This is a genomic window from Streptomyces sp. NPDC012510 (assembly GCF_042955065.1).
Taxonomy (GTDB): Bacteria; Actinomycetota; Actinomycetes; order Streptomycetales; family Streptomycetaceae; genus Streptomyces.
Genome location: NZ_JBIBEN010000014.1, coordinates 97,759 through 121,832, shown reverse-complemented (window position 1 = coordinate 121,832; position 24,074 = coordinate 97,759). Strand labels below are relative to the sequence as shown.

The window sequence follows — 24,074 nt, the reverse complement described above, 5'->3', positions numbered from 1 at the left end:
CCACCCCCCTTTGCGTCGAAAGGAATGCGCACTCATGCGTTCTCGTATCTGGCAGGTTCATGCCACCACGGCCATCGTCGGTTGCACCGCTCTCGTGCTCGGAGTCACCGGGACGGGCGTCGCCCAGTCCCACGGGCGCGACCTCGGTCGCCAGGTTCTCGGTGCCGGTGACGGCTGGGGGTCGGCGGAGGGGGGTACCACCGGCGGCTCGGCGGCCGATGCCGAGCACGTCTACACCGTCACCGACTGGGCGCAGTTCAAGGCGGCCCTGAAGGACGGCGGCGACGCACCGAAGATCATCAGGGTGAAGGGGATGATCGACGCCGTCTCGCAGGGCTGCGAGGCCTTCGTGACCGACGGCTACGACCTCCAGCAGTACCTCAAGGACTACGACCCCGCCGTCTACGGCAACGACAAGGTCGCCATGGGCCCGCAGGAGGACGCGCGGGTCGCGTCCGCCGCCAAGCAGGACACGGAGATCAAGGCCAACATCCCGAGCAACACCACCATCGTCGGTGTCGGCAAGAACTCCGGCATCCTCGGCGGCAGCCTCCAGATCAAGGGCGTCTCGAACGTCATCATGCGCAACCTCACCATCGAGGCCCCGCTCGACTGCTTCCCGAAGTGGGACCCGACCGACGACAACGCCACCGGCGCCTGGAACTCCGAGTACGACGCCGTGGTCGTCTACGGCACCGACCACGTGTGGCTCGACCACAACACGTTCACCGACGGGCGCTACCCCGACAGCGAGCGGCCCGTCTACTTCAACAAGGTGTTCCAGCAGCACGACGGGCTCACGGACATCGTGCGCGGCTCCAACTACGTGACCGTGTCCTGGAACCGCTATCAGGACCACGACAAGAACATGCTGATCGGCAACGGAGACGGCCTCGCCGCCGTCGACGCCGGCAAGCTCAAGGTCACCATGCACCACAACCGCTTCGAGGGCATCCTCCAGCGCTCCCCGCGCGTGCGGTTTGGGCAGGTCGACGTCTACAACAACCACTACGTGGTGACCGAGGAGCAGAAGGCCGACTACTACATCTTCGGCATCGGCATCTCCTCGCAGCTCTACGCCACCGACAACGCCATCTCGCTGCCGGCCGGCGCCAGTGTCGGCAAGGTGCTGAAGAAGTGGATGGAGTCCCCGCTCACCGCCGAGAACAACTACGTCAACGGGAAGCGGACGGACCTGATCGCCGTCCACAACGCCGAGATCCCCGAAGAGTTCCTGCAGTCCGGCGCCGGCTGGAAGCCGACCCTGCGGACGAAGGTCGACTCACCGCGCGCCGTGCCCGCCATCCTCAAGGCGCAGGCAGGCGCCGGGAAGGTGTGCTGATGACGGAACGTCGCTCGGGCCCGAGCAGACGGTCCTTCGTCGCCGCGAGCGCCGGTGCGGCGCTCGCGGCGGGACTGGGCCTCGCCCCCCAGGCCCATGCCGCCCCCGCCGCCCGAAGGCGCTCGCCCTTCGGGCGGTACGGATCGCCGTCCGCCCGGCTCACCGAGCGGACCCTGTACGTGGACGCCCGCGGCGCCGGTGACTTCACCACCGTCCAGGCCGCCGTGACCGCGGCGAGCGGCAGCGGGTACACGCTGGTCGTGGCGCCGGGTGTCTACCGGGGGACCGTCGCCGTCAGTGTCGCCCGTACGGAGATGACCTGGATCGGTGCCTCCGGCAACGCCCGGGACGTCGTGGTCGTCTACGACAACGCCGCCGGCACCCCCAAGCCCGGCGGTGGCACCTACGGCACCACCGGCTCCGCCACGACCCTGGTGCAGGCCGACGGGTTCACCGCGCGGGACATCACCTTCGCCAACGACTGGCTGCGCGCCGACCACCCCGACATCAGCGGCACCCAGGCCGTGGCCATCAAGGTGCAGGGGGACCGGGCCGCGTTCCTGCGGTGCCGGTTCCTGGGGCACCAGGACACGCTGTACGCCGACTCGATGGCGCTCGGCACCTTCGCCCGGCAGTACTTCCGCGACTGCTACGCCGAGGGCGACGTGGACTTCGTCTTCGGACGGGCCACCGCCGTCTTCGAACGCTGCCACTTCCACACGCTGACCAGGACCGACCTGGCCTCCGCGCCCTACGGGTTCGTCTTCGCGCCCTCCACCGCGGGCGCCAACCCACGCGGCTACCTGGTGACCCGCAGCCGGATCACCAGCGAGGCCCCGGACGCCTACTACAAGCTGGCCCGCCCCTGGGTGCCCAGCTCCGACACCACCGCCCGGCCCATGCTCACCGTGCGCGAGACCCGCCTCGGTGCCGGGATCGACGCGGTCGCGCCCTACACGAACATGTCGTCGGGCTTCCCCTGGCAGGACCAGCGGTTCGCCGAGTACCGGAACACCGGACCGGGCGCCGTCGTCTCCGTCCCCGCCAACCGGCCCCAACTCACGGCGGCACAAGCCGCGTCGGCCACCCGTGAGACCTACCTCGGCGACTGGGCCCCGTGGGAGAGGTGCTGAGATGCGCCGGCGCACACTGCTCACCGGGATCGCCGGCGGCCTGGTGGCCGCCGGCGCTGCCCCCGCCCTCGCCCACGGCCGCCGGGTGCTGCACGTCCGGCCCGGCGGTTCCGTCCAGGCCGCCGTGGACGCCGTCACCGGCCCCGGGTGGACGATCGTCGTCCACCCGGGGACGTACCGCGAGGTCGTCGACATCCCATCCGGCAAGGAGGAGTTGACCCTGCGCGGCGCGTCCCGCGACCCCCGCGCGGCCGTCATCGTCTTCGACCGCGCCAACGGCACACCCCGCCCCGAGGGCGGCACCTACGGCACCGCGGGCTCCGCCACCTTCACCTCGGCGGCGCCCGGCCTGACCGTCCGCGACCTGACCCTCGCCAACGACTGGCTGCGCGCCGACCACCCCGACATCACGGGCACCCAGGCGGTCGCCGCGTACGTCACCGGGGACCGGTCGCACTTCGAGAACGTCCGGTTCCTCGCCCACCAGGACACCCTCTTCGCGGACACCACCGCGCTGGACGCCTTCGACCGGCAGTACTACCGGAACTGCCACATCGAGGGCGACGTCGACTTCGTCTTCGGGCGGGCCAGGGCCGTCTTCGACTCGTGCCGCTTCCACACCCTCCAGCGGGACGTGTCCTTCACACCCAAGGGCATGGTCTTCGCGCCGTCCACGGCCCGCGCCAACCCGTACGGCTTCCTGGCGATCCGCTCCCGGATCACCTCCGGCGCCGAGGACGCCGCGTACAAGATCGCCCGGCCCTGGGTGCCCTCGTACGAGACGACCGCCTGGCCCTCGCTGGTCGTGCGGGACACCTGGATCGGCCCCGGCATCGACGCCGTCACCCCCTACACCAACATGCGTGACGCCTACCCGTGGCAGACCATGCGCTTCCGGGAGTACGCCAACTCCGGTCCAGGAGCGGTCATCTCGGTGCCGGAGAACCGGCCCCGGCTGACGGCTGCCGAGAGCAGGGAGCACACCCGGCGGACGTATCTGGGGGACTGGAGGCCCTGTGGCCACCCCTGAGCCGGCGGCCGACCGTGATCCCGTGGGGCGCCGCGCGTTCGTGGTGGGTGCGGGGACGGCGGCGCTGTTCGCCGGGCCGGGCACGGGGACGGTCGCCGGGGCGGAGCCCGTGGCAGCCGCCGAGGCGGCAGGTCTGGAGGGTGCCCTCCCCGGCTTCCATCCCCTGCTCAAGGACGAGCTCCGCTTCCCGCTCGCCTGGGGCACCTCACCGATCCGGGACTTCCGCACCTGGCGACGGGTGGCGCGGTCGAAGGTCGAGGAGCATCTCTTAGTCGCCCGGGACGACACCCCGTACGACCCGGTCCTCGGCGAGCAGCGCGAGGAAGGAGACGGCTTCACGCGGGAGTTGGTCACCCTCTCCCTCACCCGGTACGGCCGCACCCGTGCCGTCCTGCTCACCCCGCACGGCACCGGACCGTTCCCGGCCGTGCTCCTCCTGCACGACCACGGCGCCAGGTTCGACATCGGCAAGGAGAAACTGGTCCGCCCCTGGTACGACGACACCCGGCTGACCTCGGCGCGGGAATGGGCCGACCGGTACTTCAGCGGGCGGTTCGTGGGCGACGAACTGGCCCGGCGCGGCTATGTCGTCCTCGCCGTCGACGCGCTCGGCTGGGGCGACCGGGGGCCGACCACCTACGACCAGCAGCAGGCCCTCGCGAGCAACTTCTACAACCTGGGCTCTTCCCTCGCCGGGCTCATGGCCAGGGAGGACGTCCGCGCGGCGGCCTTCCTGGCCGGCCTCGACCGGGTGGACCGGCGACGGGTCGGGGCGCTCGGTTTCTCGATGGGCGCGTTCCGGGCCTGGCAGACGGCCGCGCTCAGCGACGACATCGCGGCCGCCGTGAGCGTCTGCTGGATGACCGGCCTGAAGGAGGTCATGGTCCCCGGCAACAACATCCTGCGCGGCCAGTCCTCCTACTACATGCTCCACCCCGGGCTCGCCCGGCACCTGGACTTCCCCGACGTGGCGAGCATCGGCGCTCCCAAGCCGATGCTCTTCCTCCACGGCGGCCAGGACCCCCTCTTCACCGGCGAGGGGCTCCGGGTCGCCCACGAGAAGCTGCGCGCCGTCTGGCGCTCACGTCACGCCGGGGAGCGGTTGGACATCCGCGTCCGGCCGGACCTCGGCCATGTGTTCACCGCACCCCAGCAGGACGACGCCTTCACATGGCTGGACGCCGTCCTGTAGCACCACCGGTTCCCCGGCACCACCGGTTCTCCGGCACCACCGGTTCTCCGGCACCACCGGTTCTCCGGCACCACCGGTTCTCCGTCCCCCTTCTGCGTCACGACCGAAAGGACCCGCACGTGATGCGTCGTACGAGGATCTCTCTCACCGCTCTCGCCACGGCCGCCGCGACCGCCGCCGGCGTCGGCGTCCTGGCGACCCCCGCCCAGGCCGCCACCGTGGTGGTCAGCAACTCCACCGACCTGTCCAACGCCATCAAGAACGCCACCGCCGGCACGGTCATCCAGGTGCGCGGCGGCACGTACTACCCGACGGCGACCCTCCAGTCGACGGCGAACGGCACGTCGTCCAACCGGATACACCTCCAGCCGTACGGCTCGGAGTCCGTGAAGATCGACGGCTCGAACCTCCCCGACGGCGGCTGGATCTTCAAGCTGACCGCCGACTACTGGACCGTCTCCGGGATCACCTTCCAGAACTCCCCGGACAGTGCGGTCGTCTGCCAGTCCTGCGCCTCCACGGTCTGGGACAACATCAAGACCATCAACGGCGGTGACTCCGGCTTCACCCTCACCGGCGACAGCACCACCAACAACACCGTCCGGAACATCGACTCCTACGGCCACTACGACCCGGCCAACCACGGGGAGAACGCCGACGGCATCGCCGTGAAGTTCGGCTCCGGCTCCGGCAACCTCATCACCGGCGCCCGTCTCTACAACAACTCGGACGACGGCCTGGACTTCTGGTCCTTCTCCTCGCCCGTCACCGTCGAGCACACCTGGGCGATGGGCAACGGCAAGAACCGCTGGTCCGACTCCGCCTTCGCGGGCGACGGCAACGGCTACAAGCTGGGCGGCGACGGCGAGACCGTGGCCCACGTCATCAACAACTCGGCCGCCTGGGACAACGCGGGCAACGGCATCACCGAGAACAGCAACAGGGGTGCCATCGTCATCAACCGCACCACCGCCTACGCCAACGCCAAGTGGGGCTACTACTTCGCCACCGGCGCCGCCAGGCTCGGCAGGAACCTGGCGGTCGGCAACGGCTCCGGCTCGGTGACCAAGGGCTCCTCGGTCGCCTCGTCGGGCAACAACTGGGACTCCGGCATCGCGACCCCGGCCTTCCGTTCCACCAACGCCTCGACCACGTACAACGCCCGTTCGTCGAACGGCACCCTGCCCGCGACCACGTTCCTGACCACGGGCAGCACGACGATCGGCGCCACCATGAACTGAGCCGGCCCCGTGCCGGACGGTTCCTAGCCCCAGGTGCGGGAGCACAGGACGAGGCGGTAGCCGTCCGGGTCGGCGACCGTGACCCCGTGCTCGTCCCAGTACGGGTTGTGCGCGGGGACCCGGCGCCCCCCGGCGGCGACCAGACGGTCGGTCAGCGTCTCGTCCACGGGGGCGCCCAGGTAGAGCACGAACAGGTCGTCCACGGTCGGGGTGGGGTCCAGCGGCTGCTCGGGATCGTGGGTCAGTTCGAAGTGCCAGGACGCGCCGGGCGGGCCGACCATCAGCAGATCGTGCTCGCCCGGGACCCGTTCGGTGGTCCCCCACAGTACGTCCAGGCCGAGGCCGTCCACGTAGAAGCGCTCGGCGGCGGCCAGGTCCCGGGAAGGCCGGGCCACGCGGACATGGGTCGTGGAGTCGATCACGCCGAGCCCTCCAGGGCGGCGCGCCAGACGGGGCTGTCGACGTAGTGGTTGTCGAAGCGTTCCGAGGACTCGGCGATCTCCCGGGGGTCGGCCTCGCCCCGCATCACCCGGCTCAGCAGTCGCAGGTAGTCGAACCGGCCCATGCCCGGCGTGAACACGAACAGGACGTCCGCCGCGGAGCCGGGGGCCGCGGCGAAGGCGTGCGGGGTGTGCGGCGGAACCGCCAGGAAGTCCCCCGCGTCGAGGACGGTGACCTCCTCGCCCACCAGCACCCGCAGGGATCCGCTGATCACGAAGAACAGCTCCGTCGCCTTGGTGTGGAAGTGGGCCGGTGCGCCGACCGCGCCCTCGGCGAAGGTCGACCGGTAGCTGGTGAAACCACCGCCGGCGTCGGCCGACTCGCCCAGCAGGGTCATCACACTGCTCGGATCGGCGCAGGTCTCGGCCTCCGCGCAGCGGGTCAGCAGCGCCCGGTCGGGCGTGGAGGTCATGGATGTCGCGGATGTTCCCTCAGTCATGAGCAAGACTCTACGGCGCCGAAATGACCTGCGTGCAGGGTCATTTCGGCGCCGGAATCATGGGTCAATCAGGGGCCCGGCAAGGAGTCCTACCGGCGCCGCACCGGCTTGATCGACTCCAGGGTCGGCACCACCGGCACAATCGTCCCGTCGGCCGCGAACTCCATGCGGTCGACGGTGGTCTCCCGGTGCGTGCCGTCCCCGCCGGACTTGCCGGGACCGTTGAGGGCGAACCGGTGGTAGACCATGTACCAGTCGTCGGTCCCCGGCACGTTCACCACGGAGTGGTGGCCGGTCGCCTTGATGCCGTACTCGGGTCGCTTCGACAGGATCGTGCCCCGCTTGGTCCACGGGCCGAGCGGGGACGGTCCGGTCGCGTACGCGACGTGGTAGTTCTCGCTGCGGGTGTCGTCCTCGGACCACATGAAGTAGTACGTGCCCCTGCGCTTGACCACGAAGGAGCCCTCCCGGAAGTTGTCCGGGGTGATGTCCTTCACCGTCGTCGCGTCGAACGACACCATGTCGTCGTTCAGCGGTACGACGTACCCGTGCCCGTTGCCCCAGTAGAGGTACGCCTGCCCGTCGTCGTCGACGAAGACCGACGGGTCGATGGCCTGTCCGCTGTACCGGCCCTTGGCGACCAGGGGTTCGCCGAGGGCGTCCCTGAACGGGCCGGTGGGGGAGTCCGCGACCGTGACGCCGATGTTCCCCTCGGCGCAGAAGTAGAAGTAGTACTTACCGTCGCGCTCGGCGATCGCCGGGGCCCAGGCGTTCTTGTCGGCCCAGGTGACGTCGGGGCCCAGGTCGAGGATCTGGCCGTGGTCCTTCCAGTGGACCAGGTCCTTGGACGAGAAGGCCTTGAACCGGGTGCCACTCCAACCGGGGAAGCCGTCCGTAGTCGGGTAGATCCAGTAGCGGCCGTTCATGTACTTCACGTCGGGATCGGCGTAGAGGCCCGGCAGGACCGGACTGCGGGTGGGCACCGCCTCGACCGTCCAGACGCGCTTCGTCCCGTCCGCTGCTGTGACCGTGTACTTCCGCGGCTTGCGGAAGTCGCGGCGCGTGCCCGACCGCGGGCTCACCGTCGCACCCTCACCCAGCCACAGCCTCGGCGCGAGGCGCCGGAGGTCGGCGTCCGGTTCCATCGGCAGCACGACCTTCGAGGACGCCTCCGTGACGACGGCGTACCCCTCCTGGTCCTTCGCCGTCACGTCCACCACGGAGGTGGGGCTCTCCGGGTACGCGGCCAGCAGTCGGTCGTACTCCTGCCCGGTCACCGGGATGACCGTGCCGTGGCGCGGGCTGGCCGGGAGTTGGTAGTCCGTCGACGGGGTCCACCTGCCGGAGTCGAGGTCGGTCGTCTCGAAGGGGAGGTAGCCCCGGCCGCCGTACTCGTCGATGAACAGGTACCACTTCTCCTCGGTGTTCGACTTGAACACCGTCGGGCCCTCGCCCCGGTCCATGGCGCCGTTGCCGATGCAGTCCGCGACGAAGCCGTACTCCGTCGAGGTCAGCGAGGTCGACTTCTCACCGGTGATGAACTTGGCGCAGGGGCTGGAGGAGGTGGGGTCCCGCTCGTCCTTGGTGTAGCGGTAGTACGTGCCGTCGTGCTGCACGACCGTGGAGTCGATGACCGAGTAGCCCGGGTCGTTCCAGACCTTCGGCGCGCTGAACGTGCGGAAGTCCTTCGTCGTCGCGTACAGCATCTTGTTGTACGTCGAGCCGGTGTGGTCCGGGTCGTCGTCGGCGTACAGCTTCGACGCCCAGAAGACGACGAACTCACCGAGGCTGTCGTCCCAGTAGGCCTCCGGTGCCCAGGTGTTGCCCGCGTTGTCGGGGGAGACCTTCACCAGGCGCTGGTCGGTCCAGTTCACCAGGTCCGTGGACTCCCACACCATGATCGACTTGCTGCCGTGTCTCTGGACCTGGTCCCAACTGCCGCTGCTGTTGCGGTACATCCGCAGGTCGGTCGCGATCATGTAGAACTTGTCGCCCTCGGGGGAGCGGATCACGAACGGGTCGCGCAGGCCCTTCTCGCCGATGGTGGACGTGAGGACCGGCTTCCCCGCGTTCAGCTCCCGCCAGTGCAGGGCGTCGTTGCCACGGCTGAGGGCGTAGCGGATCTGCTCGCCGTCGGCGGTGCCCTCGCCGGTGAAGTAGGCGAAGAGATAGCCGGCGTACTCCGGCTTCTTCCCGGCCTTCCGCGCGGACTGGTGCGTGGGGTCGGGTGCCGGTTGGGCCGCGCCCGGTGGGGCGGCCAGAAGGCCGAGGACGAGGGCCAGGAGGGGGAGCAGGAGCGTACGGGCGGTGGGGCGCATGACACATCCTGTGAGAGTCTGATGGATTCTGTTTGGCGAGTCGCTCTCGGAGTCTCATCAGTGCGGTTCAGGGCGTCAATCGGTGTGCGTGTGAAGACTCCGAGCGAAACTTTCGAGCGATTTCACGGGGGCGCGGCAACCCTTTCCCGACGGGCGGCGACCAGTGAGCAGAAGCGGGCCGGGGCGGCCCCTCCGGCCCGCTTCGTTCCCCGTCTCCCGAAAACGCGTCCCCTGCGAAAGGAACACCCGTGCGTCAGATCTACGGACGCCATCGAAGAACCCGGACCCTGTCGATCGCCGCCGCCGTGTCCGTCGCCGCGGGGGCGGGCGGCGTCTACCTGGGCCTCGCGCACGACGGAGCCCAGGCCGCCGCCACCACCGTCACCGTCTCCAGCAGCGCTGCGCTGGAGTCGGCCGTCGCGAACGCCGTCGCCGGTACGACCATCCAGGTACGAGGCGGCACCTACCGGCCCACACGGACATTGAAGTCCACGGCGAACGGCACCCCCTCCGCCCGGATCACGCTCACCGCGTACGGCAGGGAGAAGGTCAAGGTCGACGGGTCCGCCCTGCCCGCCGGCTCCTGGCTCGCAGGGATCTACGGCGACTACTGGACGGTCTCCGGGCTGACCTTCCAGAACTCCCCGGCCCAGGGCTTCGTCGCCACGTCCTCGGTCGGCGGTGTCTTCCAGAACCTCGTCACCGCGAACAACGGCGACTCGGGTTTCACCCTGCGCGGTGACGGCACGACGGACAACCTCGTGCGGAACCTCGACAGCCACGGCAACTACGACGCCGCGACCCACGGCCAGAACGCCGACGGCATCGCCGTGAAGTTCGGCTCCGGCACCGGCAACAGGATCACCGGCGTTCGTCTTCACGACAACGCGGATGACGGGCTCGACCTCTGGCAGTTCTCCTCGCCCGTCACCGTCGACCACTCCTGGGCCTTCGGCAACGGCAGGAACCGCTGGGACGACCCCGCGTTCGAGGGCAACGGCAACGGGTTCAAGCTGGGCGGCGGCGGAGCCTCGGTCGCGCACTCCGTCAACAACAACGCGGCCTGGGACAACACGTTGCACGGGTTCACCGAGAACTCCAACACCGGCGCGATCCTGCTGAACCGCAACACGGCCTACGCCAACAAGGAGAACGGGTTCTACTTCGCCACCGGCAAAGCCCGGCTGGCGCGGAACCTCGCGGTGGGCAACGGGACGGGGAAGGCGAAGCTGGGCTCCGCCACGGTATCGGCCGCCAACAACTGGGACAGCGGCATCACCGTGCCGGCCTTCCGGTCCACGGACGCGGCCACCGCGTACGCCGCCCGGCGGACGGACGGCTCCCTGCCGGTCACGACGTTCCTCACCACGGGCTCCCAGGCCATCGGCGCGACGATGAACTGACCTGCCGCGCAAGGCGCGACGCGCGGGGTAAGAGCGCGTGAGGTGAGAACACGCGGGGCGAGAGGAAGGCGCCCCCCGCCGGTCGTCACCGGCGGGGGGCGTTTTCCGTGCCGACCCCGAGGGGGGCTCCGGTCGGCACCTGCTGCCGGCCGAGGGGGGCTCGGGCCAGCAGGTCCACGCAGTCGAACGAGGTGCCCGGACCGAGGAAGCCGGTCATTGATGGATACCCGCGGTCGCCCGCCCGCGAACGCGTCCGTGACCCCGATCCGCAGGGTGTGCGCGACGGCGGCCTGCGCGGGCGTGAGCTCGAAGCGGATCCGGATGCCGTCGTCGACTTCCTGCCAGATGTACGCGGGGAAGGACGCCGCCGCATCGCGCCGCCCAGGGTGACGACGCCGGTCCACTTCACCGCCCGGCCGTCAGACGGATGCGTAGGAGACGGCCTTGCTGCCCTTGGCCGTCGGCCAGGTGGCGGCGGCGCCGGCGGGGGACAGCAGCGACGTCGTGACGAGTGCGCCGCCGGTGAGGGCGAGGGCGGCCACCGAGCCGGTCACGGCCCGCCCGGCCGGTGACCCGACGGCGGTGCCGGACACGCTGTTCCGCAGGTGCGGTCATGTACCCGTTCCTTGGTGGTGGTGACGCTTGCGTCTTCTGGTCGCCACCGGTGGAGAAAGGGTTGCCGCGACTACATCTTCTTTTTACGAATCGCCCGCGTCCGAGGAGCCGTTGTCGCCGTGGGCCTCGAAGTCGCCCGCCACCGTGAGGTTTTCGCCGCCCGCCCTCGCCGTCATCGCGTAACCGTCGCCGCCCGCGTCCCGGCCCCCGCGCTCGTGGTTGTACTGCCCGGCGAAGACGAACTCGCCCTTCGGAACCGTACGGCCGTCCTTGAGCACCCAGGTGTAGACCAGGAAACCGTCGTCCTCCTCGACCGTCAGGTCGAAGTCCTGCTCCGGCAGCGAGCGCCAGGCCCCGGCCGAGGAGACCCCGCCGGTCTGGGCGACCCGCAGCTGCACGGTCAGCTCGGTGAGCTGCTCGCTCGTCTTCAGCGTCAGATTGCTCTGCGCCCAGAAGTCGTTGCTGTGCGGGTCGACCGAGCCGTCCGACCAGAGCGGACCGTCCGCCTCGTTGCCCGAGGTGGGCAGCTCCGGCACGGTCCTGTCCTGCCCCGACGGGGAGCTCGACGGATTGGACCTGGGCTTGTCGTCCTTCTCGTCGCCGGTGCCCGGGCTGGGACGCTCGGGGGAGATGGGCGCCCGGCTCGTCGCCGCCGGGGAGTCGACCGGCGTCGGGGAGACCACGACGCGGCCCCGGTCGGCCGGCGGCGCCTCGTCGCCCTTCACCGCGGAGGCGACCGCGTACCCGCCGACCGCGAGCACACCCGCGACACCCGCGGTGGCGGTGACCACCCGTACCCAGCCCCACAGTGGCGGCCGCGTCGCCTCGCGGACGCGACGCTCCTCGGGGGCGGCCATACCGCGCTCGATGCGGGCCAGGATGCGGGCGCGGTCGGGCTCGTGCGCCTCGGCCGACTCGCGCAGCCGGGCACGCAGCTCCTCGTGCACGTCCCTCATCGGTCCCTTCCTCCGCTGCCCGGCGCACTCGCGCCGCTCACCCTCGCTCCCGGCACACGCGTACCGGTCCCGCCTGAGCCCCGCACGCCCGCGCCCGTGACGCCGGCAGGCATCCGGCGCGGCGTGTCCTCGGTGCCGAGCAGCTTCTGCAACTCGGCCATCCCCTTGGACGTCTGGCTCTTCACGGTACCGACCGAGACGCCGAGGGCGAGCGCCGTGTCCTTCTCCGAGAGGTCGAAGGCGTGCCGCAGGACCACACATGCCCTCTTGCGGAACGGCAGCCGGCGCAGCGCCGACTGGACGTCGACCGCACCGGGCACATCCGGATTCTCGGTCTTCTCCTCGCGCTGCGACCAGAACAACGTGATCCTGCGGCGCTCGCGGACCGCACTGCGGATCCGGGTACGGGCGAGGTTGGCGACGACGCCACGGGCGTACGCCACCGGGTGGTCCGCCGCGCGGACCCGGTCCCAACGGTGCCACATCGCGAGCAGCGCGTCCGCGGCCAGGTCGTCGGCGGCGTCGGCCTCACCGGTCAACAGATGGGCCAGACGGGAAAGTTCGGCGTAGTGACGTTCGAAGAAGGCGTGGAACTCCACGGAGGCTGCGTCGTCGACGACAGTGCCCACGGGGACCTCTCTTCTCGCTGCGGCCACAGACGGCCGAGCCGGCTGTCTGTGCGTGTCATGTGAATGACATGTGCTCGTCCGGGGTCGACCACGGGCGAGATCCGGAAGAGTAGCAGTGATCGTGAAAGGTGTTCGTACGCGGCTTCGAACGCCGTCTTGCAGGGAGAACTCCGATTCCGTAACACGGGGAAAACCTGAATCGGGTTCAACGGGGGAGACAATCCAGCCAGCATCCGCGCGTAGTCCACGCATGTCACTAGGAGCACCGTTCATGTCCGACGCACAGAAGGTGGCCGACCGCCCCGCAGCCGAGCCACCAGGGGCGAACAGCGTCGATCGCTTCTTCAAGATCACCGCACGGGGATCCAGCTTCGCCCGCGAGATACGCGGCGGCTTCGCCACGTTCTTCACGATGGCGTACATCCTTGTCCTGAATCCCATCATCCTCGGGAACGCGAAGGACAAGTACGGCCACACCCTCGACGGCGCCGAACTCGTCACCGCCACCGCCCTCGTGGCCGCCGTGATGACGATCATCATGGGCGTCGGCGGCAACCTGCCGCTGGCCCTCGCCGCCGGCCTCGGACTCAACGCGGTCGTCGCCTTCCAGATAGCCCCGCTGATGAGCTGGTCCGACGCGATGGGCCTGGTCGTCCTCGAAGGCCTGCTGATCTGCGTCCTGGTGGTCACGGGCCTGCGCGAGGCCGTGATGCACGCCATCCCGCAGCCCCTCAAGCAGGCGATCAGCGTCGGCATCGGACTGTTCATCGCCTTCATCGGCTTCGTCGACGCCGGGTTCGTCAGCCGCATACCGGACATCGCGAACACCACGGTCCCGGTACAGCTCGGCGCCACCGGTTCGCTGTCCGGCTGGCCCGTCCTGGTCTTCTGCCTCGGCGTTCTGCTGACCATCGCGCTGCTCGCCCGCAAGGTGAGGGGTGCGATCCTCATCAGCATCCTGACGATGACGGTCGTTGCGATCGTGATCAACTCGGTGGCCGACGTCAAGAGCTGGGGCCTGACCACCCCGAAGGTCCCCGACGACCTCGTAGCCGCCCCCGAGTTCGGACTGATCGGCGACTTCAGCCTCTTCGGCTCGTTCGGCGAGACCACCGTCATCACGGTCGTCCTGCTGATCTTCACCCTGCTGCTCTCGGACTTCTTCGACACCATGGGCACGGTCGTCGGCATCACCGCCGAGGCGGGCCTCCTCGACGAGGAGGGCAAGGTCCCGAACCTCGGCCGTGTCCTCCTCATCGACGGTACGGCGGCGGTCGCGGGCGGCGCCGCCTCCTCGTCCTCCGCGACCTCCTACATCGAGTCCGCGGCGGGCGTCGGAGAGGGCGCGCGCACCGGCTTCTCCAACCTGATCACCGGTGGCCTGTTCGCGATCGCCCTCTTCCTGACCCCGCTGCTGACCATCGTGCCCATGCAGGCCGCCGCGCCCGCGCTCGTCGCGGTCGGTTTCCTGATGATGACCCAGGTCAAGCACATCGACTGGGACAGGTACGAGATCGCCATCCCGGCGTTCCTCACCATCGCCGTCATGCCGTTCACCTACTCCATCACCAACGGCATAGGCGCCGGCTTCCTCGCCTTCGTCCTGATCAAGACGGTCCTGGGCAAGGCCAAGGAGATCCACTGGCTGCTGTGGGCCACTTCGGCGCTGTTCCTGATCTACTTCGCCATCAACCCGATCCAGCAGCTCTTCGGCGTCAGGTAGCCACGGGCCCCGCAAGGGGCGCGGGGAACTGCGCGACAAGCCACGAACGACCCGCGGCCGAAGACGGAGGGCCGCCCTCCGGGGGGAGTGAGGGCGGCCCTCCTATTCAGGTGGTTCCAGGGGGTCCAGGAGGTCCCAGGCGGACCTCCTGGACCTTCAGCTCTTCAGCGCGGCCTCCATGGCCGCCTTGGCCACCGGCGCCGCCAACCCGTTGCCGCTGACCTCCGACCGCGCCGCGTTCGACTGCTCGACGACGACCGCGACGGCGACCTCCTTGCCGTCGGCCTTCGCGTACGAGGTGAACCAGGCGTACGGCGTCTTGCTGTTGTTCTCGCCGTGCTGGGCCGTACCGGTCTTGCCGCCCACGGTCGCCCCGCCGATCCGCGCGTTCGTGCCGGTGCCGTCCTCGACGACGGTCTGCATCGCCGACCGCAACTGCTCGGCGGTGCCGGAGCTGAGGATCTCCTTCGTGCCCGCCTCGGAGTCGTAGTCCTCCAGCACATCGCCCCCACCGTCGGTGAGCTGCGACACCATGTGCGGCGAGACCAGCTTGCCGTCGTTGGCGATGGCCGCCGACACCATCGCCATCTGCAGCGGCGTCGCGGTCACGTCGTACTGGCCGATACCGGTCAGGGCGGTCGACGACTCGTCCATGCCGGACGGGTACACGCTCTCGTACGCCCGCACCGGTACGTCCTGCGCCTTGTCGTTGAAGCCGAACTTCTCGGCCATCGCCTTCACCTTGTCCTGGCCGAGGGCGACCGCCATCCTCGCGAAGACGTTGTTGCACGAGTACTGCAGAGCCGTACGGATCGTGGCGTTCTCGCAGGGCGCGCTCGGGTTCTCGTTCGACAGCTCCGTGGTCGTGCCCGGCAGGGTGTACGGGTCGGGGCTGTCCGTCCTCTCGTCCACCGACGAGTACAGTCCGTCCTCCAGCGCGGCCGCCGCCACGACCAGCTTGAACGTCGACCCCGGCGGCAGCGGCTGGCGCAGCGCCCGGTTGGTCAACGGCTTGTCCGGGTCCGCGTTGAGCTTCTTCCAGCTCGCACCGGCGGTGTTGGCGTCGGTGAGCGAGGACGGGTCGTACGACGGCGTCGACACCACCGCGAGGATCTTCCCCGTCGCCGGATCGACCGCGACGGCCGCGCCCTTCTTGTCGCCGAGCGCCTCGAACGCCGCCTTCTGTACGGCCGGATCGATCGTGGTGATCACATTGCCGGGCTTCGCCCGCTCGCCGGTGACCGTGTCCATCACGGTCTTCAGCCGCAGGTCCGTCCCGTCGAGCAGGTCCTGGTAGATGCCCTCCAACTGGGTCGGCGCGTACGCCTGCGAGGCATAGCCCGTGACGGCCGCGTACAGCTCGCCGTCCGTGTACGTGCGCTTGAACGCGAGGTCGCTGCTCTTCGTCCGCGCCGAGCCGGTGATCGCGTCGCCGGCCACGATGATGTTGCCGAGCGGGTCCGCGTAGGTCTTGATCGCGTTGCGTCGGTTGTGCTGGTCGTCCGCGAGCGCCGTGCCCTCGTAGAACTGCACCCATGTCGCCCTCACCAGCAGGGCGAGCACAAGCAGCAGAGTGAAGACGGCGGAGCGCCTGATCGTTGTGTTCATCGCACCCGGAAGGACGATCCGGATGCGATCAGTCGTTCCCTTCGCCCGGTTTTCTCATCGGGTCCTCATGAAACCGGGGTTGCCCTCCGGGCCGGTTCACAGTCGCCGCGTCGCCAGCGTCAGCCGGTCACGGGCGTCGAAGAGGGCGTCCTTGACGAGTTGCTCATGGGCGGGGGTCAGCCGGGCCACCGGGACCGAGCAGCTGATGGCGTCACGGGCCGGAGTGCGGTACGGGATCGCCACCCCGAAGCAGCGCAGCCCGAGCGTGTTCTCCTCGCGGTCGACGGAGAACCCCTGCTCGCGGATCTGGCGCAGTTCCTCGATGAGCTGCTCCCGGTCGGTGATCGTGTGCTCCGTCAGCGCCGGCAGGGTCTCCGGGAGCATCTTGCGGACCTGCTCGTCGGTGTGGGTGGCCAGCAGCGCCTTGCCGAGCGAGGTGGAGTGGGCGGGCAGCCGTCGGCCGACGCGGGTGAAGGGTCTCAGATAGTGCTGCGACTGCCGCGTCGCCAGGTACACCACGTTGGTGCCGTCGAGGCGGGCCAGGTGGATCGTCTCCGTCGTGTCGTCCGACAGCCGGTCCAGCGTCGGCCGGGCCAACGTCACCACCTCGTCGCCGTCGATGTACGACGTGCCCACGAGCAGGGCCCGGACACCGATGCCGTACCGTGTGCCCGTCGCGTCCGTCTCCACCCAGCCCAGCTCCACCAGGGTGCGGAGCAGCATGTACAGGCTGGACTTGGGGTAACCGACGGCCTCCTGGACCACTGCCAGGGAGTGCATACCGGGGCGTCCGGCGAAGTATTCGAGCAGCTCAACGGTCCGTACCGCCGACTTGACCTGTGCTCCGCCGCCCGTCTCGACTGCCGACATCGCCCTTGACCCCTTCGTTCGACGGGAAATAGTCTCCGACAGCATATTCATCATCAGAGACAGCGTTCAGCATATCGAACGACCCTGGTGAATGACCCAGATATACCCTGGTGAATGACACCAGAAATACGTGGAGGGACCGCGGTGGCAGCAGCACCAGTCTGGAGTGTCGACCCCCGAACCGGGAAGCAGCGCGAGCAGGTTGCGGTGGAGGCCACAGCCCAGGAGGTGGACGCCGCCGTCCGCGCCGCGCACGCCGCCCGAGCCTCCCTGGCCGACCGCACGATCCGTTCGGCCTTCCTGCGCACGGCCGCCGACCAGCTCCAGGCGGCCAAGGACCAGCTTGTCGAGGTCGCCGACGCAGAGACCGCGCTCGGCCCGGTCCGGCTGACCGGCGAGCTCGCCCGCACCTGCTACCAGCTGCGGGCCTTCGCCGACATCGTGGACGAGGGCGCGTTCCTCGACGTGGTGATCAACCACCCCGACGACACCGCGACCCCGCCCATCCCGGACCTGCGCCGCTACAAGGTCCCCCTCGGCGTCGTCGCCGTCTACTCGGCCTCCAACTTCCCCTTCGCCTTCTCCGTCCCCGGCGGCGACACGGCGAGCGCCCTTGCCGCCGGCTGCCCGGTCGTCGTCAAGGCCCACCCCGACCACCCGGCCCTGTCCGAGCTGGTCGCGATCGTGCTGCGCCGGGCCGCAGCCGAGCACGGCATCCCCGAGGGCGTCCTCGGCCTCGTGCACGGCTTCGAGGCGGGCGTCGCACTTGTCAAGCACCCGCTCGTCACCGCCGCCGGCTTCACCGGTTCGGTACGCGGCGGTCGCGCCCTCTTCGACGCGGCGGCCGCCCGTCCGGTGCCGATCCCGTTCCACGGCGAGCTGGGCTCCCTCAACCCCGTCCTGATCACGGAGGCCGCCGCCGCCGAGCGCGCCGAGGCGATCGGCGCGGGTCTCGCCGGTTCCATGACCCTGGGTGTGGGCCAGTTCTGTGTGAAGCCCGGACTGGTGCTGGCCCCGTCGGGTGACGCGGGCGACCGTCTGGTCAAGTCGCTCACCGACGCGGTCAGCGACGTCGGCTCCGGGGTCCTGCTGGACCACCGGATGCGCGACAACTTCCTCGCGGGTGTCGCCGAGCGCGCCGAGCTGCCCGACGTGGAGTCCCCGGTGACCGCCGGCGCGGGCGGCGAGCACACCGTGAGCCCCGGTTTCCTGACCGTGCCCGCGGACAAGCTGGCGGTCGAGGGCCGGCACGACCTGCTCCTGGAGGAGTGCTTCGGGCCGCTCACGATCGTGGCGCGCTACGCGGACGAGGACGAGGCCAAGTCGGTGCTGTCCCGGCTGCCGGGCAACCTGACCGCGACGGTGCACGTGTCCGGCGAGGAGGCGGCCGGAGAAGGGCGCGGACCGGAGCTGCTGGCCGAGCTGACGCCGCTGGCCGGGCGTGTGCTCGTGAACGGCTGGCCGACGGGTGTCGCCGTGGCGGCGGCCCAGCACCACGGTGGTCCCTACCCGGCGACGACGTCGACGTCCACGTCGGTGGGCGGTACGGCCATCGAGCGGTGGCTGCGGCCGGTCGCCTACCAGGGGGCGCCCGAGGCGCTGCTTCCGCCGGAGCTGAAGGACGACAATCCGCTGGGGCTGCCGCGTCGGTTCAACGGCGTTCTGGAGCGCTAGCGCTCCGCGCGGGGCGCCGTAGGGGGTGCGGTTCCCCGCGCCCCCGAAAGGCCCGCTGTCGTGGGCCGGGAGCTGCGAGAATCCCCCGATGGACCTCGACATACCGGAACTCCCGTTTCCGCTGCGTACGTATGGCCCCGATGGGCACTGGTCCTACGAGGACGGGGTGCTCACGGGGTGGGCCGGGGCTCGGCAGGACCGGTTCGTGTCGCCCACCGGTGAGGGGCTGGACCCCGCTTCGGACGCGCCCAGGCTGCTGGGCGCGCCGGAGGGGGACTTCCAGCTGATCGCCCGTGTGACTGTCGGCTTCGCCGCCGGGTTCGACGCGGGCGTTCTCTATGTCCAGGTGGGGGAGCGGGCCTGGGCGAAGCTCTGCCTGGAGTACGCGCCGGATGTGCCGACCGTGTGCACCGTCGTGACCCGGGGGCACTCCGACGACGCCAACGCCTTCACCGTGGAGGGAAGTTCGGTGTGGCTGCGGGTCAGCCGCACCGGCCGGGCCTTCGCCTTCCACGCCTCCCGCGACGGCAAGAGGTGGACTTTCGTCCGCCTCTTCACCCTCGCCGGCGAGCGCGAGAGCGGCGCCGCCCTGGTCGGCTTCATGACCCAGTCCCCGATGGGAGAGGGCTGCGTGGTGACCTACGACGAGCTCGAGTTCCGCCCGAACTGGCCGAAGGACCTGAGGAACGGCAGCTGACACCCGGCCCCTCGAAGGGGCGCGGGGAACTGCGCGAACAGCCCCCACCAGCCGCAGACGAAAGGCGCACTGGCAAGGGGGCGAAGGGGCGCACCCCCTGGGGTGGGACGGGTAGGGGCGGCGGGGGCGAAAAAACTCCCCGGAACCGCGCCGCCCCCCTCCACGTCCTCCTCGGCATGATCAAGGACCGTGTGACCCGCCTCACCGGAGCGCGCGTGATCAGAACCGCGCTCCCCGCCGAGTCCCCAGCCATCAGCGCCCTTCACGCCCGTGCCCGCGCGACGTACTACCCGGACGGCGTCCCCCAGGACGGCACGGACTGGCTCGCCTCCTGGCGCCACGCCATCGAACGCCCGGACGGCCACGTCCTGTGCGCCGTGGAGGACGGCCGCATCACCGCCATCGCCTCCTTCCGTACGCCGGACGGCGTGCCCGCCGACACCGTGTACCTCGCGCAGTTCCACGTCGACCCCGACCGGTGGCGCCGGGGCACCGGCCGGGCCCTGCACGCGGCCTGCGTGGAGGAATGGCGGGCCGACGGCAAGCGCACGGCCGGCCTCTCCGTCCACGTGGACAACCGCCGGGCCCGCGCCTTCTACGCGGATCTGGGCTGGACCCCCGATCCGCAGAATCCGCCCGCCCCGGGCGACCATCACCTTCTCCTGACCTTCGCGGTGACCGGGCACTGAGCAGGGCACTGAGCCGGGGAATGAGCCGGGCTACTTGAACGTTCACCGACCGTGGAGGCGGAGGGCGTCTCCGTACCCGCACGACACCCGTACGACCTGGAGAGAGCTGTGACCATGCGCGTCGAGATCTGGAGCGACATCGCCTGCCCCTGGTGCTACGTGGGCAAGGCCCGCTTCGAGAAGGCGCTCGCGGCCTTCCCGCACCGTGACGGCGTCGAGGTGGTGCACCGTTCCTTCGAACTCGACCCGGGCCGGGCCAAGGACGACATCCAGCCGGTGCTCACCATGCTGAGCAAGAAGTACGGGATGAGCGAGGCCCAGGCCCAGGCCGGTGAGCACAACCTCCGCGAGCAGGCCGCCGCCGAGGGACTCGCATACCGGGCCGAGGGGCGCGACCACGGCAACACGTTCGACATGCACCGGCTGCTGCACTTCGCCAAGGAGCAGGGGCTGCAGAGCGAGCTGCTCCAGGCCTTCTACCGGGCGAACTTCGCCGAGGAGCGGTCCGTGTACGCGGACGCCGACGGGTATCTGGTCGAGCTGGCCGTCGAGGCGGGGCTCGACGGGGAGGCCGCGCGCAAGGTGCTGGCCGACTCGGACGCGTACGCCGACGCCGTCCGGGCCGACGAGCGGGAGGCGGCGGAGCTCGGCGCGAACGGGGTGCCGTTCTTCGTACTGGACCGGAAGTACGGGGTCTCCGGGGCGCAGCCCTCGGAGGTGTTCGAGAAGGCGTTGGCGCAGGCGTGGGGGGAGCGGCCGCCGCTGAAGCTGGTGGTGGCGGAGGGCGCGGAAGGGGCGGAGGCCTGCGGGCCGGACGGTTGTGCCGTGCCGCAGGAGCGGTGACGGTTTCCGGGCGCACCTGACGGGGCGCGGCGGTGCAGGTCAACCGCTATGTATAAGCAACGCTTGGGGAATACGGTCAGAATGTCTCAATAGACGTGGGATGGGCCCGGCCCCCACAGTGGAACCATGGAGACCTTCGAGAGCCTCGTTCGTGCCGAGTTCGCCCCGAAGAACACCTATCTGAACACCGCCAGCACCGGGCTGTTGCCCGCCCGCGCGGTCGACGCCATCAAGGCCGGAGTGGAGTCCGTGGCGGCCGGGCAGCCGCAGGACATGTTCGCCGATGTGGAGGCCGCGCGGGCGGCCTTCGGGCGGATCGTCGGGGTGCCGGACCGCCGCGTGGCGGCCGGGGCCTCGGTCGCCGTCTACAGCGGGCTCGTCGCCGCCTCGCTGCCCGAGGGCGCCGAGGTGCTGACCGCCGAGGGCGATTTCACGTCCCTGGTGAACCCCTTCCACGTGCGCGGCGACCTCAAGGTGCGCCAGGTGCCGCTGGAGCGCGTCGCCGAGTCGGTGCGCCCCGGCACGGCGCTCGTCGCGGTGAGCGCCGTGCAGTCCGCCGACGGCCGCGTCGCCGAACTGGACGCGATCCGGGGGGCCGCGCGGGAGTGCGGGGCCCGGACGTACGTCGACGCCTCGCAGTCCGCCGGATGGCTGCCGATCGAGGCGGACGCCTACGACTACGTGGTCTCCGTCGCCTTCAAGTGGCTCGTGTGCCCGCGCGGAGTGACCTTCCTCGTCGTCCCGGAGGACCTCGGCGGACTCAGCCCCCTCTTTGCTGGCTGGGTCGCCGGGGAGGAGCCGTGGGACAGCTGCTACGGCCCCGTCGAGCAACTCGCCCGCACCGCCCGCCGGTTCGACGAGAGCCCCAGCCTGTTCTCGTACGCCGGCGCCCGCCGGTCCCTGGCGCTGATCGAGGAGTTGGGCGTGGCCAACGTCCGGGACCACGACCTGGCGCTGGCCGACCGCTTCCGCGCGGGACTTGCCCGACTCGGCCACGAACCGGTGCCCGCGCCCGGCTCGGCGATCGTGTCGGTGCCCCGGCTAGGCCACCGCCAGGCGGAGTTGAGCCGAGCGGGCGTGGAGGTCTCCGACCGGGCGGGCCATCTGCGGGCCGCCTTCCATCTGTACAACACGCCGACGGACGTCGACCGGCTGCTGGACGTTCTGTCCGGCTGACTTCCGAAGACCCACTGGCGCGGGACCGGGCGGGGACGCTAGGAAGGCACCACGAGGTGGTGGTGCCGGTGGAGCCGACGCTCGAACAGCCGTCCACCGATGCGGACTTGCATCGGCGGCTGGTGTACGGGGACGAGTCCGCGCTGCGTGAGGCGTACGCGGCGTACGGGGGACTCGTCCGGCGGGTGGCCGTACGGGTCACCCACAGTCCGGCGGCCGCAGAGGACGTGGCGCAGGAGGTCTTCGCCCAGCTGTGGAGCAGACCGTACGGCTTCGACGCGCGCCGGGCCTCGCTGCGCACCTGGCTGTCCATGATCGCCCACCGGAGGGCCGTGGACTGGGTGCGCGGCGAGGCCCGGCACCGCAAGGACGTCCGCGCGGATGACGCGGCGCTGCACGCCATCCCCGACACCGGGCCCGGTCCGGACGAGGCGGTCGTCGACCGTGAGCGTTCCCTCCTGCTGCACACCGCGCTAGCCGAACTCCCGCGCCCCCAGCGGGAAGTGGTGCACCTCGCCTACTTCGCCGGCCGCACCTACCGCCAGGCCGCCGACGAACTGGGCATACCCGAGGGCACCGCGAAGACCCGGCTCCGCTCGGCCCTGCGCAAGCTGGCCCGGTCCCTCGCGGACCCGTCGGACCCCGCGACGGCGAGGGGCGCGTGATGGGGGCGCACGCGACCGTCCGGACCGTAGGGGTCCTGCGTATCGTGGACCTGGCAGGGCGAAAGGGCGGCGCGCGATGACCAACGACCACGACGGCGTACGGGAGTTGCTGGCCGCCTGGGCGGTCGGCGCGCTCCCCCTCGGCGACGCCAGAACGGTGCCCCTGCACCTGGCCGTGTGCGAGGAGTGCGCGACGGAGGCGGAGGAGCTCCGGGCCGCGGTGCGTCTGCTGGACGGCACTCCGGGCGGTACGTCCGCCGTCCCGTCCGGCGCGGTGAACGGCGGCGTGGACCGGATCCTCGCCCCGGCTCTCCGCTCCCGCCGCCCCCGTGCCGCCGAGGTCGCCCATCACGCGGCCCCCTACGCCGCAGCCGTGGCCGGACTCCACGCGCTGGTCCCGGAACTGGAGGGCCGCTGGGGTACGCCGGTCGTCCACGACTGGGACGCGCACGCCACCGTCGCGCACCTCGTCGCCGCCGACGAACACCTGGCCGTACGCCTCGGCATCGACGCGTGCCTGCCCGCCTCGCACATCCCCGAGGGAATCTCCGCGGGGGACGCCTGGGCCAGGCGCACCGCCGACGCCATCGCCCACGAGCACGGGCGCACACCGGCGCAGACGGTCGCCACCTGGGCCGCGCAGGCCGCCGCGCTGCTGGCCACGCCCGAGGCCCGCGACCCCGAACCGGCCGCCCGCGCCGTCTCGGTGATGGGCCTGAGGCTGCCGGTCGCCGACCACTTCGTGATCCGGGCCTTCGAGGCATGGATCCACACCGACGACATCGGGCGGGCCGTCGGCCTCGCCGTCCCCCCGCCCCCCGACGAGCACCTCTGGACCCTGGTCCGCCTCGCCGTCCGCCTCCTCGGTCTGGCCCTCCACGACGCGCCGCCCGTCTTCCTGGAGGTCACCGGCCCCACCGGGGCCCGCTGGCTCCTGGGCTCCGACGCCGCGCCCGTACGCGCCGAACTCACCCTGGACCCGGTCGACTTCTGCCTCCTGGTGGGCGGCCGCCACGCCCCGCAGGACGTACCGAGGGGGGTCACGGGCGACGAGGCCGCGGCACGCAACGTACTGGAGAGAGCGGCATCACTGGCGTGGCTGTGAGGGGGCGCCCCTCGGCGGCCGGAGAGAGGGAAAAGGGCCGGGCGGCCGCTCAGGGGTCAGCGGCCGCCCGGCCCGGTCGGAGTGACGGCCAGGTCACCGCCCGGCCCGGTCGGAGTGACGTCGAGGTCACCGCACGGGGCGTTCCCGTGTTCACCTCACCGGGGTGAAGTCCCGCGCCCCGATGCTGCGTACTCCGGGGGGCGACCCCCGGACCCCCGGCCGGCG

Annotated in this window: 22 protein-coding genes and 1 pseudogene; 14 read left to right on the top strand and 9 right to left on the bottom strand. The window is 70.7% G+C overall.

Annotation, left to right across the window (positions count from 1 at the left end):
• The first annotated feature begins 34 nt into the window (after positions 1–34).
• From ACFY9I_RS25590 to ACFY9I_RS25570, 5 genes are all read left to right on the top strand, one after another.
• Positions 35–1,342 carry a polysaccharide lyase family 1 protein gene (locus ACFY9I_RS25590; protein WP_391005390.1) on the top strand — a complete coding sequence of 436 codons (1,308 nt, stop codon included), beginning with the start codon at positions 35–37 and terminating at the stop codon, positions 1,340–1,342.
• Positions 1,342–2,475: a pectinesterase family protein gene (locus tag ACFY9I_RS25585; protein WP_391005388.1), complete on the top strand. Its 1,134-nt coding sequence runs from the start codon at positions 1,342–1,344 to the stop codon at positions 2,473–2,475. Before ACFY9I_RS25590 ends, ACFY9I_RS25585 begins: the two co-directional genes overlap by 1 nt.
• 1 nt (position 2,476) lies before the next feature.
• Positions 2,477–3,505, top strand: a complete 1,029-nt coding sequence (locus tag ACFY9I_RS25580) for a pectinesterase family protein (RefSeq protein WP_391005386.1) — start codon at positions 2,477–2,479, stop codon at positions 3,503–3,505.
• Complete coding sequence (locus tag ACFY9I_RS25575; protein WP_391005384.1) at positions 3,492–4,697, top strand: dienelactone hydrolase family protein; 1,206 nt, start codon at positions 3,492–3,494, stop codon at positions 4,695–4,697. The genes ACFY9I_RS25580 and ACFY9I_RS25575 overlap by 14 nt, the downstream gene beginning before the upstream one ends.
• A gap of 122 nt (positions 4,698–4,819) precedes the next feature.
• Positions 4,820–5,938 (top strand): right-handed parallel beta-helix repeat-containing protein, encoded by a 1,119-nt coding sequence (locus tag ACFY9I_RS25570; protein ID WP_391005382.1) that lies wholly within the window; start codon positions 4,820–4,822, stop codon positions 5,936–5,938.
• Between the two features lie 23 nt (positions 5,939–5,961).
• Here ACFY9I_RS25570 and ACFY9I_RS25565 read toward each other — a convergent pair whose 3' ends face one another.
• From ACFY9I_RS25565 to ACFY9I_RS25555, 3 genes are all read right to left on the bottom strand, one after another.
• A complete protein-coding gene (locus ACFY9I_RS25565; RefSeq protein WP_391005380.1) occupies positions 5,962–6,360 on the bottom strand; it encodes a VOC family protein in 399 nt (132 codons plus the stop codon).
• A complete protein-coding gene (locus ACFY9I_RS25560; protein ID WP_391005379.1) occupies positions 6,357–6,878 on the bottom strand; it encodes a cupin domain-containing protein in 522 nt (173 codons plus the stop codon). Before ACFY9I_RS25560 ends, ACFY9I_RS25565 begins: the two co-directional genes overlap by 4 nt.
• A gap of 89 nt (positions 6,879–6,967) precedes the next feature.
• A complete protein-coding gene (locus tag ACFY9I_RS25555) occupies positions 6,968–9,196 on the bottom strand; it encodes a family 43 glycosylhydrolase (RefSeq protein ID WP_391005378.1) in 2,229 nt (742 codons plus the stop codon).
• Positions 9,197–9,444: 248 nt separating this feature from the next.
• On the opposite strand from ACFY9I_RS25555, the gene ACFY9I_RS25550 reads away from it, so the two are divergent.
• Entirely contained in the window at positions 9,445–10,599 is a 1,155-nt protein-coding gene (locus ACFY9I_RS25550; protein WP_391005376.1) for a right-handed parallel beta-helix repeat-containing protein, read from the top strand.
• 272 nt (positions 10,600–10,871) lie between these two features.
• Here the strand turns inward: ACFY9I_RS25550 and ACFY9I_RS25545 are convergent.
• From ACFY9I_RS25545 to ACFY9I_RS25530, 4 genes and pseudogenes are all read right to left on the bottom strand, one after another.
• Positions 10,872–11,003: pseudogene (locus tag ACFY9I_RS25545) on the bottom strand (hypothetical protein); the annotation flags it as partial.
• Between the two features lie 15 nt (positions 11,004–11,018).
• Positions 11,019–11,192: a hypothetical protein gene (locus ACFY9I_RS25540; RefSeq protein WP_391005374.1), complete on the bottom strand. Its 174-nt coding sequence runs from the start codon at positions 11,190–11,192 to the stop codon at positions 11,019–11,021.
• Positions 11,193–11,297: 105 nt separating this feature from the next.
• Entirely contained in the window at positions 11,298–12,170 is an 873-nt protein-coding gene (locus ACFY9I_RS25535) for a hypothetical protein (RefSeq protein WP_391005372.1), read from the bottom strand.
• Complete coding sequence (locus ACFY9I_RS25530; protein WP_391005371.1) at positions 12,167–12,799, bottom strand: SigE family RNA polymerase sigma factor; 633 nt, start codon at positions 12,797–12,799, stop codon at positions 12,167–12,169. The genes ACFY9I_RS25535 and ACFY9I_RS25530 overlap by 4 nt, the downstream gene beginning before the upstream one ends.
• A gap of 271 nt (positions 12,800–13,070) precedes the next feature.
• Between ACFY9I_RS25530 and ACFY9I_RS25525 the strand changes: the two genes are divergently transcribed.
• Positions 13,071–14,522 carry a solute carrier family 23 protein gene (locus ACFY9I_RS25525; RefSeq protein ID WP_391005369.1) on the top strand — a complete coding sequence of 484 codons (1,452 nt, stop codon included), beginning with the start codon at positions 13,071–13,073 and terminating at the stop codon, positions 14,520–14,522.
• A gap of 156 nt (positions 14,523–14,678) precedes the next feature.
• On the opposite strand, the gene ACFY9I_RS25520 is transcribed toward ACFY9I_RS25525, so the two are convergent.
• Both ACFY9I_RS25520 and ACFY9I_RS25515 read right to left on the bottom strand, forming a co-directional pair.
• Positions 14,679–16,130 carry a penicillin-binding transpeptidase domain-containing protein gene (locus ACFY9I_RS25520; RefSeq protein WP_391005367.1) on the bottom strand — a complete coding sequence of 484 codons (1,452 nt, stop codon included), beginning with the start codon at positions 16,128–16,130 and terminating at the stop codon, positions 14,679–14,681.
• Positions 16,131–16,226: 96 nt separating this feature from the next.
• On the bottom strand, positions 16,227–17,000 hold the full coding sequence (locus tag ACFY9I_RS25515) for an IclR family transcriptional regulator C-terminal domain-containing protein (protein WP_391005365.1): 774 nt from the start codon (positions 16,998–17,000) through the stop codon (positions 16,227–16,229).
• Positions 17,001–17,207: 207 nt separating this feature from the next.
• Here ACFY9I_RS25515 and ACFY9I_RS25510 point away from each other — a divergent pair, with 207 nt between their 5' ends.
• The 7 genes from ACFY9I_RS25510 to ACFY9I_RS25480 all read left to right on the top strand — a co-directional run bounded on the left by ACFY9I_RS25510 (position 17,208) and on the right by ACFY9I_RS25480 (position 23,849).
• Positions 17,208–18,674, top strand: coding sequence for an aldehyde dehydrogenase family protein (locus ACFY9I_RS25510; RefSeq protein ID WP_391005616.1), 1,467 nt, complete (start codon positions 17,208–17,210; stop codon positions 18,672–18,674).
• Between the two features lie 88 nt (positions 18,675–18,762).
• Positions 18,763–19,371, top strand: a complete 609-nt coding sequence (locus ACFY9I_RS25505; RefSeq protein WP_391005363.1) for a DUF1349 domain-containing protein — start codon at positions 18,763–18,765, stop codon at positions 19,369–19,371.
• Between the two features lie 176 nt (positions 19,372–19,547).
• Complete coding sequence (locus tag ACFY9I_RS25500; RefSeq protein WP_391005361.1) at positions 19,548–20,060, top strand: GNAT family N-acetyltransferase; 513 nt, start codon at positions 19,548–19,550, stop codon at positions 20,058–20,060.
• Positions 20,061–20,174: 114 nt separating this feature from the next.
• Complete coding sequence (locus tag ACFY9I_RS25495; protein WP_391005614.1) at positions 20,175–20,903, top strand: DsbA family protein; 729 nt, start codon at positions 20,175–20,177, stop codon at positions 20,901–20,903.
• A 126-nt stretch (positions 20,904–21,029) separates the two neighbouring features.
• Complete coding sequence (locus tag ACFY9I_RS25490; RefSeq protein WP_391005359.1) at positions 21,030–22,079, top strand: aminotransferase class V-fold PLP-dependent enzyme; 1,050 nt, start codon at positions 21,030–21,032, stop codon at positions 22,077–22,079.
• 56 nt (positions 22,080–22,135) lie between these two features.
• Entirely contained in the window at positions 22,136–22,744 is a 609-nt protein-coding gene (locus tag ACFY9I_RS25485) for a sigma-70 family RNA polymerase sigma factor (RefSeq protein ID WP_391005357.1), read from the top strand.
• 76 nt (positions 22,745–22,820) lie between these two features.
• A complete protein-coding gene (locus tag ACFY9I_RS25480) occupies positions 22,821–23,849 on the top strand; it encodes a maleylpyruvate isomerase family mycothiol-dependent enzyme (RefSeq protein WP_391005355.1) in 1,029 nt (342 codons plus the stop codon).
• Positions 23,850–24,074: the final 225 nt, after the last annotated feature.